We start from the raw sequence: 18,453 nt of genomic DNA, 5'->3' as shown, positions 1-18,453 counted from the left end.
AATTTATAATATTATATTTCTAATTATATAAGAAACCATTATGTTATGGTAAAATTATCAAAAAAATATAAAGGAGAATGCATCATTATGCCTCCAAATTCACATAATATCGAACACCAAATCTATACAATGTGTATGATCCAGCGCAACAATGAAGTTTTACTCGTAAAACGACCCAATCATCGAGGTTTCCCTGGCTACATAGCTCCTGGCGGCAAAGTAGATTTTCCCGAAAGTATCGTTCAAGCCGCTATAAGGGAAGTAAAAGAAGAAACCGGATTACTTGTTTCGGATTTAAATTTTAAGGGATTAGATGAATATGTAAATCCGAAAGGGAATGTTCGGTACATGGTATTTAACTACTGGACAGACTCATTTGAAGGTGAACTTCTTTTAAACCCACCTGAGGGCAAATTATTATGGATACCAATCGATACAGCACTAAAGCTTCCTATGCAAGATTGGTTTAAAGAAAGATTCCCATTATTTTTTGAAAAAGGCACCTTTGAAATTCAACGTGTTTGGGATAATGAGCTAGATAAACAAGTTGCTATAACAATTACACATACGTAAAAAAGCTTGGAATCTCTCCAAGCTTTTCTTACTTCTCCTCTACTTTCTTAATCTTATAATCAATTTCTAAAAACTTAACTCCAAATATCCACATTCTATGATTAGCTTCTAGTATGTGATCCGTGCGCTCTTTTATAATAAAAGTCTCTGCTAACGGTAAACGGATTGTCAAGAACCGAGTATGTAAATAAATCCCCTCATCTCCCTGACCATTTTCTCTTAACTTACTAGTAATAATTAAATCATGACTATCATTATATAGTTTCAAAATACCAGTCATATTCGAATAAGGTAAAGGTAAGGCGATATTCATATATGTCTCATTCTTATTTGTATGCTTTGAATAAAGAGCTACAAAAATAGATTCACCTGCTTCATTTTTTCTTAGCCAAGCCCTTACATTCTCTCTTCCATCTTTCTCATCTATGACACTAATGATAGAGCCATGCATCGTTTCCCAATTGCCGCCCATTCCTAAATGTATTTGTTCTACACGCTTACTCATTTTCTCATAGCAAAGTGCGAACGGACGGAACCAACGAGCCCATTTAATATTCGATTGCAATTCATACTCTGCTGTATTTTCATAAAAATGAATAATACTTAAAGGAACCTTCGTCACATCAAATGCCTCACTATGAAAGTCATTTACTTTATCAACTAAACCGTTGTATTCCTTACTGTCTACTAAATTGCTGCTATATAAATAAGCCTCACCAATTGCCACATTTCCTCTTAACTTACTCATTGGTTTCCCATAGTATTTATAATTCGGAACACTCTTTTCAATCACCCAGCCGATAAATGCCGGTAACGCTACTCCAATTCCATTGACAACACCATGAATCCAAACCATTTGAGCAATTGTAATCGTCAAGACATGCTTCAAATTTCCGTATGAATATATGAGTGAGAACATAATTGTAACCATGAGTGTACTAGACGAAACGATTAGAAGAATCTTTGCACTGATAGCATTAAATTTTGCTCTCCAAACGTAAAATCCATACCCATAAATTGCACATAAATTGCACATAAATATAGGAACACTGCAAAAAATTCAAATATTCTTGAGTATGTAATTCCTATTGCAACTGTCATAGGTGAAATCATGATGATAAACATAATAGCATCATACACTTTACTTCTCTTTTCTCTTTTTCTCCCTATTAAACCAGCTGATAATGGCAATAGAAACGCCGAATAATGAAAATGTGCAGCTGTGAGTAAAACAATGTCAGAGCTAAAATGCATAATTGAAAGTTTTGCTACTGAAGCAGAAAACCAAAAACCACCTAAAAACAAATAAATAAACGCACTATCTATGGCGATTTCTTCTAACGGCTTCCATCCTCTTTCTAGCAATCTACTTACACCAAATAACGCAACAATTCCTGTATATACAAACCAAACTAGCGCAAATAAATAGTGATGTGTGACGAAAGCTAGCATTGCACAAATTGCTGCGATTGGATATAAAAATGATACGGATTTATAAAATAATAATTGCGATCCATCTCTTGTTCTTTTATCAATAATACAAAATGACATTGGTATAAATAATAAAACAGATAATAATATAATTGCTTCAACAGGATTTATATTCGACCACTCACATATTAGAAAAACAACATAGCAAGCAAGCCCAAATATTATATTTTTCATATCGTTTATTCCCTTTCCACAAATGTTCCCTTATATGAAAAAAGCGAACCAATTAACGGGTTTCGTACTTGTACATGAATTCGAAAACACTGAAGTGTTTCATCATAACTTTCAACAATTTTTGCCTCACCATACAAAAATTTTGGTAACGGCATTTTTCTTCCAAACATATAAAACCATTGTTTCTTTGAAGAAATATGCATTGCCCCTAACTCATCGATATGAAAATGCAGTGTAGAAACGAGTAAATGTGGTTCACCAAAATAATCTACAATTTCATTTTCGTTTTCATCCAATTGCATAACTGCATTAAAATATCTTTTCTTATTATGAAAATAAAAAGTACGGTTCCACCTTACTAATTCTTGTCCATATTCATCTCGCTCAGCTATGTTTTGTATCGTAAATGGAATTTCCTCTCCTCGTTCCGAGAAAAACATTCGAAACTTCGATGCAATTTTCAATATAAATTTCACGAAAAAAGAGCCACCGTAAATTTCATCCATCTTTCCTTCCCCTGTAAAACTATTCTCTTCTGTAATCGCATAACGCTTCTGCAATTCAGGATGAAGATTTTTATAGGTATCCCCTAATAATCGTTCATACATATTAGCCATATACTTATCCCTTTCTCGCCCTCTTGCAATTTTTCGCGCTTGGTAAATCGAAACTATTTATATAACCGACAATTGATAACCCCATTAAAAGAACATTTAATGTAATCGGATTAAACGGTCCTGTAAAGCTTGCGATATTCGTAAATCCTGCCGCTAACGTTAAAACTAGTAATACAATAATATGCAGTATAAATAATTTTCGTTTTGTTAGTGGCAACAGCCATACGACACCGAAAATTATTTCTAACCCCCCAATTATTTTAAGTATACATACACTACTTTCATTTGAACCGATTAATAAAGAAAGCATCTTTACTTCTTCTGAATGAGTAAACAGTAGTTTTGGCACTATCCCTTGATATATCCATACAAAAGCAAATAAAGAACATACGAGCCAATACGTCATTGTTCTTCTAATTAGTAACCTAGGATGAAGCCCCTTTTCTAACCATAATTTTAAGGCATCAAAACTCCAAGCAGTCGCCCAACCTAATAACGGACGAAAAATATAGGAATCTATCACATTTCCTATACGACCAAATCTTGTATCATAATCATATTGTGTCTCAAAATGGATGTATTCTTTATTGGGCGTATACTTCCAATAACCACGTCCTATTTGAATAAGAGATAATGTATTATCCGTCCAAAATTTTAAAGAAGAAATTCTTTCACCAGTTTCTTTTCTTATTTCACCTATTGATTCCCCTTCTCCAACTATTTCAAGCCCAAATCCAATCTTTGTTTTATACAAAAACTTCTGTGGTTCTCCTTCTTTTTTCTCTAAATACGAAATTTCAGTAAAGCGAGCATCCCACTCTGTATGTATATCTGGTTCTTGCGTATATTCCCATAATTTTCCATCGTCGTGTTCATTTTTGTCGCAACATAAATAGACTGTTTCCTTTTCATTCTCCCCACCTCCTATGCACTATAAGTTTAATGTACATGCAATGAATTTATTTTGCTACATTTTTCACAAACTTCCTCAAAAAAGAAAGAATTTTTAAAATATATATAAAACACTTGATTCCCCGAAAAATTTAAATTATTATAAAACAAATGTTACCAACAACTTCATAAATCAAACACTCTCGCCTAAAACGTGAGATAGAGGTTGCGATACTTATGAGTATTCTAATGGAGACACAGAGATGTCTATGAACTTAGATGAAAGGAAGTATTGCCGAAATTGATAAATTTCTCTGCATTTATCAATTGGGGCTGTTTTCGAATAGAAACAGAACTGTCATATGTACAGACGTGTACGTATGAAGAGCTATCTACAAAAAAGAGATATCATTTTTTTATGATATTCCTTTTTTGGCGGTTTTTTTATTAGCTCCGTTTTCTGTTTCCCTTTTCCTGTAACAGCACCATCCTCACTTATTTGAGATGGTGTTTTTTGTTTGTCTTTCTGGTAACTACAGGAGTATTGGGATTTATATATTTCCTAATCTATTCTTAAAAATAGACGAAAGAAGGAATTTGTAATGGAAATAATTGTTCAAAAATTTGGTGGCACTTCTGTCGGAAGCGTCGAACGCATTCAACATGTAGCAAATTTAATTATTGAAGAATATGAACGAGGTCATAGCATTGTCTCTGTCGTTTCAGCAATGGGAAAAAGCACAGATGAACTTGTCGCACTCGCTAACGCTATCACAGAAAATCCAAGTAAACGTGAAATGGATATGCTTCTATCTACAGGAGAACAAGTAACTATTTCATTATTAACAATGGCACTGCAAGCAAAAGGCTATCATGCAATTTCATTAACAGGGTGGCAAGCAGGTATTACGACAGAATCTGTACATAGTAGTGCACGGATTACTGACATTCATACAGATCGTATTCAATCTTATCTTGCTGAAGGCACGATTGTTATCGTAGCTGGTTTCCAAGGTATAAGTGTAGAAAATGAAATTACCACGCTTGGCCGTGGTGGTTCTGATACAACTGCTGTCGCACTAGCCGCTGCACTTAAAGCAAAAAAATGTGATATTTATACGGATGTGACAGGTGTATATACGACGGACCCACGAGTTGTAAAAGATGCTTACAAATTAGACGAAATTTCTTATGACGAAATGTTAGAGCTTGCTAATCTCGGTGCCGGCGTATTACACCCGCGCGCTGTTGAGTTTGCTAAAAATCATAACGTAGTTTTAGAAGTTCGCTCAAGTATGGAACAAGAAAACGGAACAATTGTAAAAGGAGAATGTAACATGGAACAACAATCAATCGTTAAAGGTATTGCATTTGAGGATAACATTACACGTGTCACAATTAAAGGATTAGAACAAGGCTCGCTTTCAACAGTTTTCTCTACATTAGCAGCAGCACACATTAATGTAGATATCATCATTCAAAGTATTACAAATGAAGGAACTGTACACCTCTCCTTCTCCATTCATTCGAATGATTTAAGAGAAACTTTAGAAGTTTTGGAACAAAATCAAGAAACTCTTCACTATGAATCTGTAGAACATGAAAATCACTTAGCAAAAGTATCAATCGTAGGATCTGGCATGGTATCTAACCCAGGTGTCGCTGCAAATATGTTCACTACTTTAAAAGAAGAAGATATTCATATTAAAATGGTAAGTACATCAGAAATTAAAGTGTCTGTCGTTATTGACCGCCTTCATTTAGTAACAGGCGTTGAGGCGCTGCATCAATCATTTATGGCGAAAATTGAGCCTTTCGTGCAAATGAGCTAATCTGATATATTTAGTAATACTAAAAAAATCTGATTAATGTATTACATTCCTATTAAATAAAAAGCTGTTCGTTAACACGATGCTATATGACATATTAAAAAACACCTTGTCACATTTTCCTATACTGTGACAAGGTGTTTTTGACTGAAAGGAATTTGTAACTACTTAGTAGTATAATTACGGGGATAATTAAATAATAGACTTTTATACATAAGGAGATAAGACTATGGCAAAAAACAAATTACTACGAATGGACAATGTCAGCATCGTTGTAGAATCCCTTGATAACGCAATCTCTTTCTTTGAGGAGATTGGCTTGAATCTCGAAGGTCGAGCCAATGTCGAAGGTGAATGGGCTGGTCGCGTAACTGGACTCGGTTCTCAGTGCGTAGAGATCGCTATGATGGCCACTCCAGATGGCCACAGCCGAATTGAACTTTCGCGATTTCTCACCCCTCCTACTATAGCAGATCACCGAACAGCTCCTGTAAACGCCCTCGGTTATCTACGCGTCATGTTCACCGTTGAAGACATTGACGAAATGGTATCGAGACTCACTAAGCATGGTGCAGAGCTCGTTGGCGAAGTAGTTCAGTACGAGAACTCGTATCGTCTCTGCTACATTCGTGGAGTCGAAGGAATTTTAATCGGTTTAGCGGAAGAACTCGGTAATAAATAAGTAATGTTTTATAAAAAAAGAGGGAATAGCTCTATATTTAAGCTATTCCCTCACTTCTATTAAAACAGATGAATGTTTTCTTTTTTACAAGCTGCACGTAAATCGTCAGGCCATACAGAAGATTGAACTTCACCGATATGAGCTTTACGTAAGAAGTACATGCACATTCTTGATTGTCCAATGCCACCGCCGATTGTTAATGGTAGTACGTCTTCTAGTATACCTTTATGGAAATCATACTCACGTTTGAAGTCTTCACAAGTTTTCGTTAACTGCTCATCAAGTGATTTACTATCAACACGAATTCCCATTGATGATAATTCAAATGAAGATTGTAGTACTGGGTGCCAGAATAAAATGTCACCGTTTAATTTCCAATCGTCATAATCAGCTGCGCGTCCGTCGTGCTTTTCACCTGAACGAAGTGCATCACCAATTCCGATAATGAAGACTGCACCATGTTCTTTCGCAATTGCATGTTCACGATCTTTCGGTGTTAATTCTGGATATTTATCTTCTAATTCTTGAGAAGTAACGAAAACAATTTCTTCCGGTAAATACTTTCCAAGGAACGGATATTTTTCAAATAAGTGATCTTCTAAATCTTTGAATATTCCATAAATTGTTTGTACTGTTTTTTGTAAGTAATCGACAGTACGCCATTCTTTTTGAACGATTTTTTCCCAATCCCATTGGTCAACGTAAATGGAATGCGTTGCATCAAGTTCTTCATCACGACGAATCGCGTTCATGTTTGTATATAAACCTTCACCAGCTTCATATCCATATTCATGTAATGCAAATCGTTTCCATTTCGCTAGTGAATGAACAATTTCTAATTCTTCTCCTGAATGTAACATATCAAATTCAATTGGACGTTCTACACCGTTTAGGTGATCGTTTAATCCTGATTTTTTCGTTACGAATAATGGTGCAGATACGCGGAATAGTTCAAGGCGTTTTGCTAATTGGTCCTCGAAAAATGTTTTAACTTCCTTAATTGCAATTTGAGTCTCTCTTACTGTCATTAATGATTGATACATGGTGGTTTCCTCCTAAAATGTTTGGATGTTGTGAAAAGAAGCCAACAAAAAAAGCCCTTCTTTCCCAAAAAACTGGGACGAAAGGCTTTGGTTCCGCGGTACCACCCAAATTAGCAACAGAGGTTGCTCACTTATACAATACGGAGATGAAATATCTCGATACTGTTCTTCTTGTAACGGCGAAGTTCCCGGCTAAGTCTACTTTCCTATAAAGGATTTCGGTTAGCAACTCCAGGAGGTTCTTCATAATAGGCTTCGTATCAGGCTCACACCACCCCTGACTCGCTTAAACTACGTCCTACTACTACTCGTCCTTTCATAGTCGTTTTGTTGTCACATCTCTGAAACATTTTATTAATGATTATTCTATACAAAAAATAAAGAAAGTCAACAAAAAGTTTTAAAATATTTTTCAATTCTTTATTTTACGGCTTTATTGATTGTTGTTAATTTAACATCTTTACTTTTTCTGCCTCGTCAATCCAAAAAATGTTTCACTGACCGAAACTAACGTATACACAATAATTAATGTGATCGTTCGGAATATAGAATCCGCAGTATTTCTTATTATTTTCATTTTCTTTATAATTCCTTTCAGTTTACTTCCAATTTCATGATATACTATAGCATTCAAGCAGTTTATTTTTACTTAAAGCAATCATAGTCATTTATAAAGAGTATTTTCTAAATCATTGACTATTATCAAATAAGATTTTTATATAACGGAGTGATCATATGAGTAAAACGAAAGCAAAACCGAAAAAAGGTGTAGGACAAGGTACAGGAAGTAAAGGATGGAACCGTTGGCAATCAAGTGCAAAGAAAAAGGCAGCTGCCAAACCATACAAAAGTAAAGGTACAAAGAAGTAATTTAAATAACATTTGATTTCTTTACTTTGTACAAAACAAAATATAATTATTACAACAAAAAAGCTATGCCCTCATAAATTTGAAGGCATAGCTTTTTTATATTAAATCATTAAAATATCTCGAATTTCTTCCTCTGTGATTGAGGACAATTTCCCTTCTCCCGGCTCAATCACTTCAGCAATTAAATTTTTCTTACTTTCTTGCAGTTCATGCATTTTCTCCTCAATTGTTCCGTGGGCTACTAGCTTTATAACTTGCACTGTATTTTTTTGTCCCATTCGATACGCTCTATCGGCCGCTTGTTGTTCAACAGCTGGATTCCACCATAAATCGTATAATATTACTGTATCTGCACCAGTTAAATTAAGTCCGGTACCACCAGCTTTTAAAGAAATGAGAAATAGATCTCCTTCTCCTTCGTTAAACCGATCGCACAGCTCTACACGTTCCTGCGCTGGTGTACTCCCGTCTAAATAAAAGTATGGAATTGCTTGTCGATTTAACTCACGACCAATAATGGAAAGCATCTTCGTAAATTGAGAAAAAATTAATATTCTCTTCCCTGTACTTCTACATTCCTCTAAAATCTCTAACAGTTGTTCAAATTTAGCTGAACTTCCTTTGTAATCATCAACAAATAAAGCAGGATGACAACAAATTTGTCGCAATCTCGTTAAACCAGCTAAAATTCTAATTTTATTTTTACGTAACGTATCTTTGTCTAAATGCTTTAACGTTTCTTCCCTTAGCTTCGCTAAATAAGCAGCATAGAGACTCTTTTGATCGGGTAATAACTCCGATGATTGTAAGTGCTCTATTTTCTCTGGCAACTCATTTAATACGTCCCCTTTTAATCGTCTTAATACGAATGGTTTCACTCGCTTCGCTATATCTTCACGCCTTAAATCACCGAACTCTTTTCTTCCTGGTAATAATTCTGGGAAGACGACATGGAAGATAGACCATAGCTCTTCTAATGAATTTTCTACAGGTGTACCCGTTAGCCCAAAACGGTATTCAGCTTGAATTGTTTTCACAGCTCTTGCCGTTTGCGTTGTAGGGTTTTTAAACGCCTGCGCTTCATCAAGGAATAGTGTATGAAATGGTCTTGCATACAATCTTATATCTCTTCTCAGTAATGGATATGACGTAATTACGACATCAAATTCCGTTATATCTTTCAAAATTTTCCGGCGCTCTGCTTGGTTTCCATCTGCAATAACTGCTCTAATATGCGGGGCGAATTTTTTCAATTCACTAAACCAATTATAAACAAGAGATGATGGTGAAACGACTAATATAGGTAGTTTCTTTTCTCGAATCTCAGGCAAAACAGAATCTATAAAAGCAATGCTTTGCAACGTTTTTCCAAGTCCCATATCATCTGCTAAAATACCGCCAAAACGGTAATGAGCAAGTGTTTTCATCCATTCGAACCCATATACTTGATACTTTCTCATTTCTGCATTTAAAGTATTTGGCACAGCAAACTTTAATTTTTTCGGGTTTTGAATGTTTTCTACTAACTCTTGAACAGAATCATCTAAACTTAAAACATTGCCTTCATGAAGTCCGTTCATCCATTTTACACTCCGAATAAGTGGAACATTTACCTCTTCTCCATGTAAAAATTCTTTCCGAATACCTGATTCTTTTATAAACTGATTAATTTCATTAAACTCTTTACTCTCTAGCGATAAAAACGAACCATTCGCCAATCGATAATATTTACGTTTCTCTTCAAGGGCCGCTAATACACCTTTAATTTCTGCTTCTGGTATTCCTTTTATATCAAAACGAAATGACAACCAATCAATTCTTTCTTTTCTTCTCACTCTAATAAGAGGAACTGCATCCCCTTTACTAATTCGCAATTTGATTGCTGTCGTCGCATAAATATCAACTAAACCTTTTAATGTTGGCACGACGTGATATAAAAAATTATACTCAGCTTCTTCATTATGCATAAAGTAACCGCCTTCTGTTTTTGCAAAAGCACTTTCACTCATAATGTCTAAAATCTCTTTTTCCTTTTTCTCATCACGATTAAAAACAGACGGCTGTCCATCCTCTTCTAGCGGATTAATCATGACGTTCCCATAGTGAAATTCAAGACCTGCTAATAAGCGATTTTTCACGCGGTCTAAATACAATTTCGCTTTTAGCGAAGGTGTTTCAACACGATCCGATATTACTTCATCAATGTGTACAGTTCCGAGCTTCATTAATCCTGGTACAACTTTCGCGACGAAATGTTCCATCTTACTTTCTGGAATATAAAACTGATTACTATTTGAGCGACTCATCATCTTTTGTAATTCAATAAGTCGCATACAATCTTCAATGTGTAAGTGATATAATTTCCCATCGTAAAGTGCATTGTTATACATATCCATAACTTGTACACGATTTAAACCATCTATATGAAGTGTAAATCCGCCATTATTTCCCTTCGTAAATTCAAAGTGTAACGGCAACAACCCTTTTGAAACTTGTAATCTCTGAAACAGTTGTTCATTTTGTTTCAGCTGTACATATTCAACTTTAGAAAGCGAAAAGAGCATATCTTTCCATGAAGCTGGTGGTATAAATATCATACTTTCATCTTGTTTCGCATGTACTTCTAGCGTATCTTCATACATTTTTTCGTTATGATACATTTTAATGAGCTGCTGAATAATTGCATCCGTTTCTTGTTTAAAACTATGTACATCTGGTGTATATGTAAATTCATTTGAACAATGAAAAGACTCTCTTTTCTCCACCTTAGAAAGAAATTCTCTAATATGATTTATGACATACACTTTGGCAAGTTTCAATTGAATTCCAAGAAGAGCCCCACCACTTCTCGTAGCAACTGGTGTACATATAAACTCAATATCTAATATTTCACGTGTATCAAAACGGTGTTGTTTACTTTTTGGCCTCAGTGGTTTATCTGCAAACAGCTGAAACATACCACTTGTCAATTGATCATTTCTGCTACTAGTGGAGCTCATTCCACCTGTTTGTTGATTATAGTTTATTTGTATTAATACTGCTGCAACATGTTGACAGTACGTTTGAAAAGACGCTAATGAAGGACAACTACATTTTGCAACAACATCACCCTTTTTGGCTTTTGCTACTGTAACATGGAAATCCTCGTTCCCTTTTACTGTCGCCTCACAAATTTCTTTATTTTCATCGTACTGATCTATTATCACTTTATTTGATTTATAATAGGCTTCACCTCTTTTATATGAGGTCTCTCCGCACACTTCTTTAATAATCGATTTATTCAATGTGAAACTCATTGCTTTGACACTTCCTTAATATAAAACCATTTTCTCTTACTTAACATTTTACATGCTCCACGAGAAAATATAAAATGTTGATTTAACAAAAGAAGATGCTTATTTATAAGCATCTTCTTGACTCTATCTCCATCAACCTCTTCGCCTCAAAATACAACACTTGAATAAACTTTTTCGTATTAATTCGCGTATGACCAGAAGATGCGAGTTCATCTTTCGTCATTTCTGTCATCCGTTTTCTAACTACGGTAAAATCGAAAAATTTTGGAGCATAGCTTTCAAATTTTGGATTTGAAAAGTCTGTTAATCCTAAAGAAGCCAAATGATTTAACGACTGATAAATAGCTCGACGTACTCTTTGTTCAGAAGCTTTTTTCTCTTTATCAATATCCGCCTCTAAAGCTAAATCCCCTAATTTTCTTATCGTAATATGATGGAAAATTTCTTTTAACGCAGGAAAGCCAAACTCAAATGTCTGTGCCTTTTCTTGACCATATAAATATTCCAGCATACTAAGTAAATCTTTACTTCCATTCTCTCCCGCAATACCGAGTTCTGATAGTAAAAAGCGCCCTAAATCCCCTATCTTTTTTCCTTCTTGCACTGGTTCAGTACGCAATTGCGGTTTTTCCCACTGAAACACGTTATTCAATGATTTTTGAATATCGTGTATAGAACGCTCCAATCTAATACGCTCCATCACTTTGCGTACAACAGATACAACTTCGATTTTATTTAATGGTTTTGTAATATAATATTCTACACCAAGTGTATATGCCTCACCTATAAGCTGCTTCGATTCCACTTGAGAAATCATAATGATTTTCCCCGTGAAAGTTGACGCAATGTGACGAACTGTTTCAATTCCGTCCCTCATCGGCATCAACAAATCAATAAATAAAATATCTACTTTTTTAAAATTTAGTTGATCCGCCTCAATAAAAGCTCCGTCATCCGCCTCACCAATTACTTCTCCAAGATCTCCATCTTCAATAATTTGCGAAAGCATCGAACGGAAAACTTCATCATCGTCTACGATATAATAAAACAAATCTATTCCCCTTCCCGCTTTAAACTACCCTCTGGTAAACAAACGATAAACTTACATCCTCTTTTATTTTCTCGGCCTTCTAATCTCACTTCTCCGCCTAGCTCTGTTACCATTTCATTTATGTAAGAAAGCCCAATACCAGTTGACGGTGTTCCCGTTTGATCATACTTGGAAGTAAACCCTGGCTTAAATACTAATTTCTTATACTTTTGTGCAATACCAGGTCCATCGTCAATTACTTCAAAAAATATATGTTGATCTCTTTTATATAGCTTAATAATAACGACACCTTTATCTTCAATTGCTTCAACTGCATTTGCAGCGAGGTTATTAAAAATTGATAGAACTGTATACACGTGGTATGCAGCATGCTCACCTTCTATATGTTTAGAAAAACGTATATCCTTTTCTAGCATTTCAGCATACTTCTCGTTTATTCTAACAATCATTTCTGCTAACTCATGTCCTTCTACATATTCAGCCACATTTTTATCTAATAACAGTTTAGATAATCCTGCAAATATCCTTTGATTATCCTTTTTTATTTCATGCACTTCCCCCGCTATTTTCAATGCTGTTTTACTACTTGAATCAGCGCTTACTTGTAAATTTCGATATAGTTGATATGCTTCTTGTGTAATTAACTCCGCATTTTGTAACGTCTTTTTCAAATGAACAGATTCCACATATAAATTAGAAAGATGCATTAACATATTTTCATTTTCTTTTCGAACTTGCGATTCTTTTAATTTCGTTTCATATAAATTCATCATATTTAAAAAACCAAGTGCAAAGAAACTACGAAAAATAGCAATAATGATGAGTTTATTTACTTCAGAAATCGTTATTGTTGTACCTAGTACTAACATATGATAAAACGCAAGTTCTGACATACTTGCAACAATTTCAATTGAAATTCCAAGGCAGCCAATAATGATTGGTTTCTGATGGAACTTATTTACCCTGCAAAGCGAAAAAAAACTGCCATAAATAAAATAATAGAAGAACACAGGATAACGCAAATAAAATGATTCTGTCATATGAAATGAACCTTGCATGATCCAGTCAAGACATACTCGGAATAAGACTACAGATATACCAACAAGAATACCTGCAACTCCTGCTGGTACTCTTCTTAAAAATAATAATAAAAAGAAGAATAGCGGTGTACCGAAGCTAACTCGAAACGTATCATTAAAGGGATGAAAGTTCAGCTCCCCAGCAATCGGAACAACGACCATTAATATAATTAAAAGGGACATATCTTTCTTCCATAATTGATTCCAATTCAAAGGTGACACTTCCTATACTTTTTTTCAGTAGTAAAAGCGAAAGCCCGCTTATTGTTATAAACGGGCTTTTTTCTATATTCTAACCTTTTCTACCGCTTTTATTTGGCGATACTCTGGCTTCCACATTGCTTCTTTCACTGCCATCTTGATATCGTTATCACTTAAGTTCACTCTTGCAACACCTTCTGCAACTGCAACTTTAGCTACTTCAATTGCAACCATTTCTGAGATATTACGTAATTCTTCGACCTCTGGTAAAATAGGTGCTCCTGGCTGACTTGTATCTACCATACTTGCAACTGCTTCAGCTGCTGCTGCGAACATTCCATCCGTCATGACGCTTGCTCGTACTACAATTGTTCCAAGACCAAGACCTGGGAAAATCAGTGCATTATTTGATTGTCCAATCACATACGTTACACCGTTATATGTAACTGGTTCAAATGGACTTCCTGTTGCAACTAACGCTCTTCCTTCTGTCCACTCGATTAAATCTGCTGGTTTTGCTTCAGCAAGTGGCGTCGGATTCGACATTGGTAAAATAATTGGTCTTTCTACGTGAGAAGCCATTTCTTTAATAATCTCTTCTTTAAATGCACCTGCAACAGTAGATGTACCAATTAAAATTGTCGGTTTTACATGTTTCACAACTTCAGCAAGTCCGATCACATCATTTTGCTTCCACCCACTTACTTCTACTTCTTTTCTTGCGTACGGAATTTGGAAATCAAGAAGATCTTCCATATTATCTGTAACTAACCCGTTACGATCAATACACCAGAAACGCTTATATGATTCTTCTTCAGATACGCCTACGCGAACCATCGCATCTCTAACTTGATCTGCGATACCGATTCCAGCCGTACCAGCACCAAATACAACAACGCGGTGTTCACTTAGCGGTACACCAGAAGCTTTCACTGCCGATAATACTGCCGCAAGTGAAACTGCACCTGTACCTTGAATATCATCATTAAACGTACAAACATCATGACGATATTTATCTAAAATTTTTCGTGCATTACGAGAGCTAAAGTCTTCCCAATGTAAAAGTGCTTTCGGGAATTGTTTGTTTACCGCTTGTACAAACGTATCAATAAATTCATCGTAAGCTTCACCTGTTATACGAGGGTGACGATTTCCAATATAAAATGGATTGTTTAATAGCTCCTCACGGTTTGTACCTACATCTAAAATTACCGGTAATACACGACTAGGATCGATTCCAACTGCAGCAGTGTAAACAGCTAATTTTCCGATTGCGATGTTAATACCACCAACGCCCCAGTCACCAATTCCTAATATGCCTTCTCCATCTGTTACAACGACTAAATCAATGTTCTCAGCTGTTGCACCGATATTCGTGAATGCTTCTTCGATACCTGATGGATCGTTAATTGATAAATAAACACCACGTGGTTTACGATATTCATGACTATATCTTTGAATTGCTACACCGACAGTTGGTGTATATACAATCGGTAACATTTCACGTAAATGATCTGTTAATATACGATAAAATAATACTTCATTTCGATCATGTAACGCAGTTAAGTATACATTCTTTAATAAATCATCCGGCTGAGAACTAAATTGTTCGTATGCTCGGCGTGCCTGTTCTTCTAACGTTAAAACCGCTGGCGGTAATAACCCTTTTAAACCTAACTCTTCTCTTTCATTTTGTGTGAAAGCTACCCCTTTATTTAAAAGTGGTGTTGATAATACTTCTGCTCCTCTTAATGTTGTTTCTAATGCACCATTAGAAGCTACTGTAAACTTGCTCATAACATCCCTACCTCTATTCATATATAGCATTTCTATATTGTAAACAAAAAAAAGGGGATTGTCCCCCTCTTCTTTTAATTTTTCTTTAAAAGAGTTGCTCCTGCAATCCCTGGGTGTGTCATTTCGAATGGATCTAGAATTAACTCTAAGTCTTCTTGTGACAATACACCATTTTTCACACAAAGTTCTCGAACGGATTGGCCTGTTGCAATTGCTTCTTTCGCAACGCGAGCTGCTGCTTCATAACCGATATGAGGGTTCACGGCTGTAATAATTCCTACACTTTTCTCAACATACTCTTTTAAGCGATCTTCATTCGCTTCAATTCCTTTTAAGCAATTATCTGTAAAGGCACGGAAACCGTTATTCATAATGCTAATCGATTGAAGTAAGTTGAAAACAAGTACTGGTTCCATAACGTTTAATTCTAATTGTCCTGCTTCTGAAGCAAGGCAAATTGTATGGTCATTACCAATTACTTGGAACGCAATTTGATTAATTACTTCTGGCATAACAGGGTTTACTTTCCCTGGCATAATAGATGAACCTGGTTGACGAGCTGGTAACATAATTTCCGCTAAACCAACACGCGGACCTGATGCCATTAAGCGAAGGTCATTCGCAATTTTAGACATATTCATCATACATACTTTAAGCGCTGCAGATACTTCAGTATAAGCATCCGTATTTTGCGTTGCATCTACTAAATCTTCTGCACCGACAAGTGGCAGTTCACTAATTGCAGCTAAATGTTTTACAACTGCTTCAATATATTCTGGATCTGCATTTAAGCCTGTACCAACTGCAGTTGCTCCCATGTTCACTTCATATAAGTGTTGACGTGATTGCTGAATGCGTTTCATATCACGTTCAAGTACACGAGAGTACGCTTTAAATTCTTGTCCAAGGCGAATTGGCACAGCGTCTTGTAAATGTGTACGTCCCATTTTAATAACATGGTCAAACTGTTCTGCTTTTAATTCAAATACATCATGCATATAACCCATCGTTTGTAATAAGCCTTCTAATGCATTTAACGTTGCGATATGAATCGCCGTTGGGAATGCATCATTTGTTGATTGGGCCATATTTACATGACTATTTGGACTAATATAATGATAGTCTCCCTTTTCCATTCCTAATAATTCAAGAGCACGATTGGCAATGACTTCATTTGCATTCATGTTCATTGAAGTACCCGCTCCGCCTTGGATTGGATCTACGATGAAATGATCATGCCATTTTCCATCAAGAATTTCTTGAGCAGCTTCTGCGATCGCACCGCCCTTGTTTAATTCCAATCTTCCTACATCTGTATTCGCAAGCGCTGCAGCTTTTTTTACAACTGCGAACGCTTTAATTAAACCTTCATGGATTTTGTATCCTGTAATTGGGAAGTTTTCAACTGCACGCATTGTTTGTACGCCGTAGTATGCATAGTTTGGTACTTCTTTTTCACCTAAAAAATCTTTTTCAATTCGAACACCATTTTTAACTTCAGTTAATGTTGCCATGATTATTCACTCCTTAACGATTTCTTATGCTGCTTTTGTTTCTTTGACTGTTTCTACATATTGTTTTGCTTTCTCATTATCGAATTCGCCTTCCCACTTCGACATAACAATGGCCGCTAATGCATTTCCTAATACATTGACAGATGAGCGAATCATATCTAAAATGCGGTCAATTCCCGCAATTAATGCGATACCTTCTAGTGGTAACCCCATTGAACCTAACGTTGCTAATACAACAACGAACGATGCACCTGGAACTCCCGCCATACCTTTGGATGTTAACATGAGAACGAATAATAACGTTATTTGCTCCGTTAGTGACATGTGCACACCGTACATTTGTGCAACAAACAATGCCGCTAACGCTTGATAAATAGCCGATCCAGTCAAGTTAAATGTATAACCTGTCGGAATTACGAAAGAGGCAACTGCCTTTGGACAACCGAACTCTTCCATTTTTCTCATTATATTAGGTAAAACAGCTTCTGAACTTGCTGTCGTAAATGAAAGAATCAATTCTTCTTTTAAAATTTTTATTAATGTAAAAATGTTTACTCCAACCATTCGTGCATTAATACCTAATACAATCACAACGAATAGTATAACAGTTACGTATACAGCTAGCACTAGTTTTCCTAGCGGAAGTAGTGTTGCTACACCAAATTTTGCAACCGTAACGGCAATTAATGCGAATACACCAAATGGTGCAAATTTCATAACTTGATTTGTAACCCAAAACATGGCTTCGAGTACGCCTTCAAAAAAGTTAAAGACAGGCTTTCCTTTTTCCCCAATTGCCGCAACTCCTAAGCCGAATAATACTGAGAAGAATATAATCGGTAATAGGTCACCTTGTGCAATCGATTCAAATACGTTTTTCGGTACAATGTGAACAATTGTCTCAGCAAAACCTTTCTTCTCTGTTGCATCTGCAGTTTGTTTATAAGAAGAAATATCACTTTGCTGTAAATTACTCATATCAACACCAGTACCTGGTTGGAATATATTCGCTGCAAGTAATCCCATTAAAATAGCAATCGTCGTAATAATTTCGAAATAAAGAATTGTCTTACCACCCAGTTTCCCAAGCTTCTTCATATCTCCTACACCAGCTACTGCAACAATTAATGCTGAAATAACAATTGGTACTACAATCATCTTAATTAAGTGAATAAATATATCCCCAATTGGTGTGATATAAGAAATCGCCGTTTTATTGCCATAAAAGACTGCCCCTACTACAATCCCTAAAACAAGCGCGACAAAAATTTGTGTTGCCAATCCGAATTTTTTCATTTATGTTCATCCCCTTCATGCGAACGCTTTCAATTTGAATTTATAAAAG

General features: G+C 35.7%; 12 protein-coding genes, 2 pseudogenes, 1 riboswitch and 1 other annotated feature. Of the genes and pseudogenes, 4 read left to right on the top strand and 10 right to left on the bottom strand.

Features of this window, described 5'->3' with window-relative positions:
- The first annotated feature begins 87 nt into the window (after positions 1 to 87).
- A complete protein-coding gene (locus ACTFRY_RS13180) occupies positions 88 to 573 on the top strand; it encodes an 8-oxo-dGTP diphosphatase (protein ID WP_001134949.1) in 486 nt (161 codons plus the stop codon).
- 28 nt (positions 574 to 601) lie between these two features.
- Here ACTFRY_RS13180 and ACTFRY_RS13175 read toward each other — a convergent pair.
- The 3 genes and pseudogenes from ACTFRY_RS13175 to ACTFRY_RS13165 form a co-directional block, all read right to left on the bottom strand.
- Positions 602 to 2,238 (bottom strand): annotated as a pseudogene (locus ACTFRY_RS13175) (YndJ family protein).
- Between the two features lie 5 nt (positions 2,239 to 2,243).
- Positions 2,244 to 2,855 carry a DUF4166 domain-containing protein gene (locus ACTFRY_RS13170; protein ID WP_000002650.1) on the bottom strand — a complete coding sequence of 204 codons (612 nt, stop codon included), beginning with the start codon at positions 2,853 to 2,855 and terminating at the stop codon, positions 2,244 to 2,246.
- Between the two features lie 4 nt (positions 2,856 to 2,859).
- Positions 2,860 to 3,767: pseudogene (locus ACTFRY_RS13165) on the bottom strand (DoxX-like family protein).
- Positions 3,768 to 3,958: 191 nt separating this feature from the next.
- Positions 3,959 to 4,145, top strand: a riboswitch (Lysine riboswitch).
- A gap of 203 nt (positions 4,146 to 4,348) precedes the next feature.
- Between ACTFRY_RS13165 and ACTFRY_RS13160 the strand changes: the two are divergent.
- On the top strand, positions 4,349 to 5,578 hold the full coding sequence (locus ACTFRY_RS13160) for an aspartate kinase (protein ID WP_016117561.1): 1,230 nt from the start codon (positions 4,349 to 4,351) through the stop codon (positions 5,576 to 5,578).
- A 226-nt stretch (positions 5,579 to 5,804) separates the two neighbouring features.
- Positions 5,805 to 6,257 (top strand): VOC family protein, encoded by a 453-nt coding sequence (locus ACTFRY_RS13155; RefSeq protein WP_001107256.1) that lies wholly within the window; start codon positions 5,805 to 5,807, stop codon positions 6,255 to 6,257.
- A gap of 59 nt (positions 6,258 to 6,316) precedes the next feature.
- Here ACTFRY_RS13155 and asnA read toward each other — a convergent pair whose 3' ends face one another.
- Complete coding sequence (gene asnA / locus ACTFRY_RS13150) at positions 6,317 to 7,300, bottom strand: aspartate--ammonia ligase (protein ID WP_016117560.1); 984 nt, start codon at positions 7,298 to 7,300, stop codon at positions 6,317 to 6,319.
- Between the two features lie 70 nt (positions 7,301 to 7,370).
- Positions 7,371 to 7,629, bottom strand: a binding site (T-box leader).
- 406 nt (positions 7,630 to 8,035) lie between these two features.
- On the opposite strand from asnA, the gene ACTFRY_RS13145 reads away from it, so the two are divergent.
- Positions 8,036 to 8,170, top strand: a complete 135-nt coding sequence (locus ACTFRY_RS13145; RefSeq protein WP_000047588.1) for a DUF3934 domain-containing protein — start codon at positions 8,036 to 8,038, stop codon at positions 8,168 to 8,170.
- A gap of 101 nt (positions 8,171 to 8,271) precedes the next feature.
- Here the strand turns inward: ACTFRY_RS13145 and ACTFRY_RS13140 are convergent, their stop codons facing one another.
- From ACTFRY_RS13140 to ACTFRY_RS13115, 6 genes are all read right to left on the bottom strand, one after another.
- Positions 8,272 to 11,466, bottom strand: a complete 3,195-nt coding sequence (locus tag ACTFRY_RS13140; RefSeq protein WP_044795686.1) for a DEAD/DEAH box helicase — start codon at positions 11,464 to 11,466, stop codon at positions 8,272 to 8,274.
- Between the two features lie 103 nt (positions 11,467 to 11,569).
- Positions 11,570 to 12,517 carry a response regulator gene (locus ACTFRY_RS13135; protein ID WP_098616425.1) on the bottom strand — a complete coding sequence of 316 codons (948 nt, stop codon included), beginning with the start codon at positions 12,515 to 12,517 and terminating at the stop codon, positions 11,570 to 11,572.
- 2 nt (positions 12,518 to 12,519) lie between these two features.
- The gene (locus tag ACTFRY_RS13130) at positions 12,520 to 13,818 is read right to left on the bottom strand and encodes a sensor histidine kinase (protein ID WP_002195356.1); all 1,299 of its coding nucleotides are present in this window, start codon (positions 13,816 to 13,818) and stop codon (positions 12,520 to 12,522) included.
- Between the two features lie 63 nt (positions 13,819 to 13,881).
- Positions 13,882 to 15,594 (bottom strand): oxaloacetate-decarboxylating malate dehydrogenase, encoded by a 1,713-nt coding sequence (malS, locus tag ACTFRY_RS13125; RefSeq protein WP_044795800.1) that lies wholly within the window; start codon positions 15,592 to 15,594, stop codon positions 13,882 to 13,884.
- A gap of 74 nt (positions 15,595 to 15,668) precedes the next feature.
- The gene (gene aspA, locus ACTFRY_RS13120) at positions 15,669 to 17,108 is read right to left on the bottom strand and encodes an aspartate ammonia-lyase (RefSeq protein WP_000224190.1); all 1,440 of its coding nucleotides are present in this window, start codon (positions 17,106 to 17,108) and stop codon (positions 15,669 to 15,671) included.
- A gap of 24 nt (positions 17,109 to 17,132) precedes the next feature.
- A complete protein-coding gene (locus tag ACTFRY_RS13115) occupies positions 17,133 to 18,404 on the bottom strand; it encodes a cation:dicarboxylate symporter family transporter (RefSeq protein WP_000713291.1) in 1,272 nt (423 codons plus the stop codon).
- Between the last annotated feature and the right edge of the window lie 49 nt (positions 18,405 to 18,453).

Origin of the sequence: Bacillus cereus group sp. MYBK195-1 (assembly GCF_051916605.1) — a bacterium.
GTDB lineage: Bacteria > Bacillota > Bacilli > Bacillales > Bacillaceae_G > Bacillus_A > Bacillus_A cereus.
This window is presented reverse-complemented; position numbering and strand designations above follow the sequence as displayed.

What these genes read in the sequence shown, in the direction of transcription:
- ACTFRY_RS13180 (WP_001134949.1), top strand. Translation starts at nt 88, where the DNA reads ATGCCTCCAAATTCACATAATATCGAACACCAAATCTATACAATGTGT.
- ACTFRY_RS13170 (WP_000002650.1), bottom strand. Translation starts at nt 2,855, where the DNA reads ATGGCTAATATGTATGAACGATTATTAGGGGATACCTATAAAAATCTT.
- ACTFRY_RS13160 (WP_016117561.1), top strand. Translation starts at nt 4,349, where the DNA reads ATGGAAATAATTGTTCAAAAATTTGGTGGCACTTCTGTCGGAAGCGTC.
- ACTFRY_RS13155 (WP_001107256.1), top strand. Translation starts at nt 5,805, where the DNA reads ATGGCAAAAAACAAATTACTACGAATGGACAATGTCAGCATCGTTGTA.
- asnA (WP_016117560.1), bottom strand. Translation starts at nt 7,300, where the DNA reads ATGTATCAATCATTAATGACAGTAAGAGAGACTCAAATTGCAATTAAG.
- ACTFRY_RS13145 (WP_000047588.1), top strand. Translation starts at nt 8,036, where the DNA reads ATGAGTAAAACGAAAGCAAAACCGAAAAAAGGTGTAGGACAAGGTACA.
- ACTFRY_RS13140 (WP_044795686.1), bottom strand. Translation starts at nt 11,466, where the DNA reads ATGAGTTTCACATTGAATAAATCGATTATTAAAGAAGTGTGCGGAGAG.
- malS (WP_044795800.1), bottom strand. Translation starts at nt 15,594, where the DNA reads ATGAGCAAGTTTACAGTAGCTTCTAATGGTGCATTAGAAACAACATTA.
- aspA (WP_000224190.1), bottom strand. Translation starts at nt 17,108, where the DNA reads ATGGCAACATTAACTGAAGTTAAAAATGGTGTTCGAATTGAAAAAGAT.
- ACTFRY_RS13115 (WP_000713291.1), bottom strand. Translation starts at nt 18,404, where the DNA reads ATGAAAAAATTCGGATTGGCAACACAAATTTTTGTCGCGCTTGTTTTA.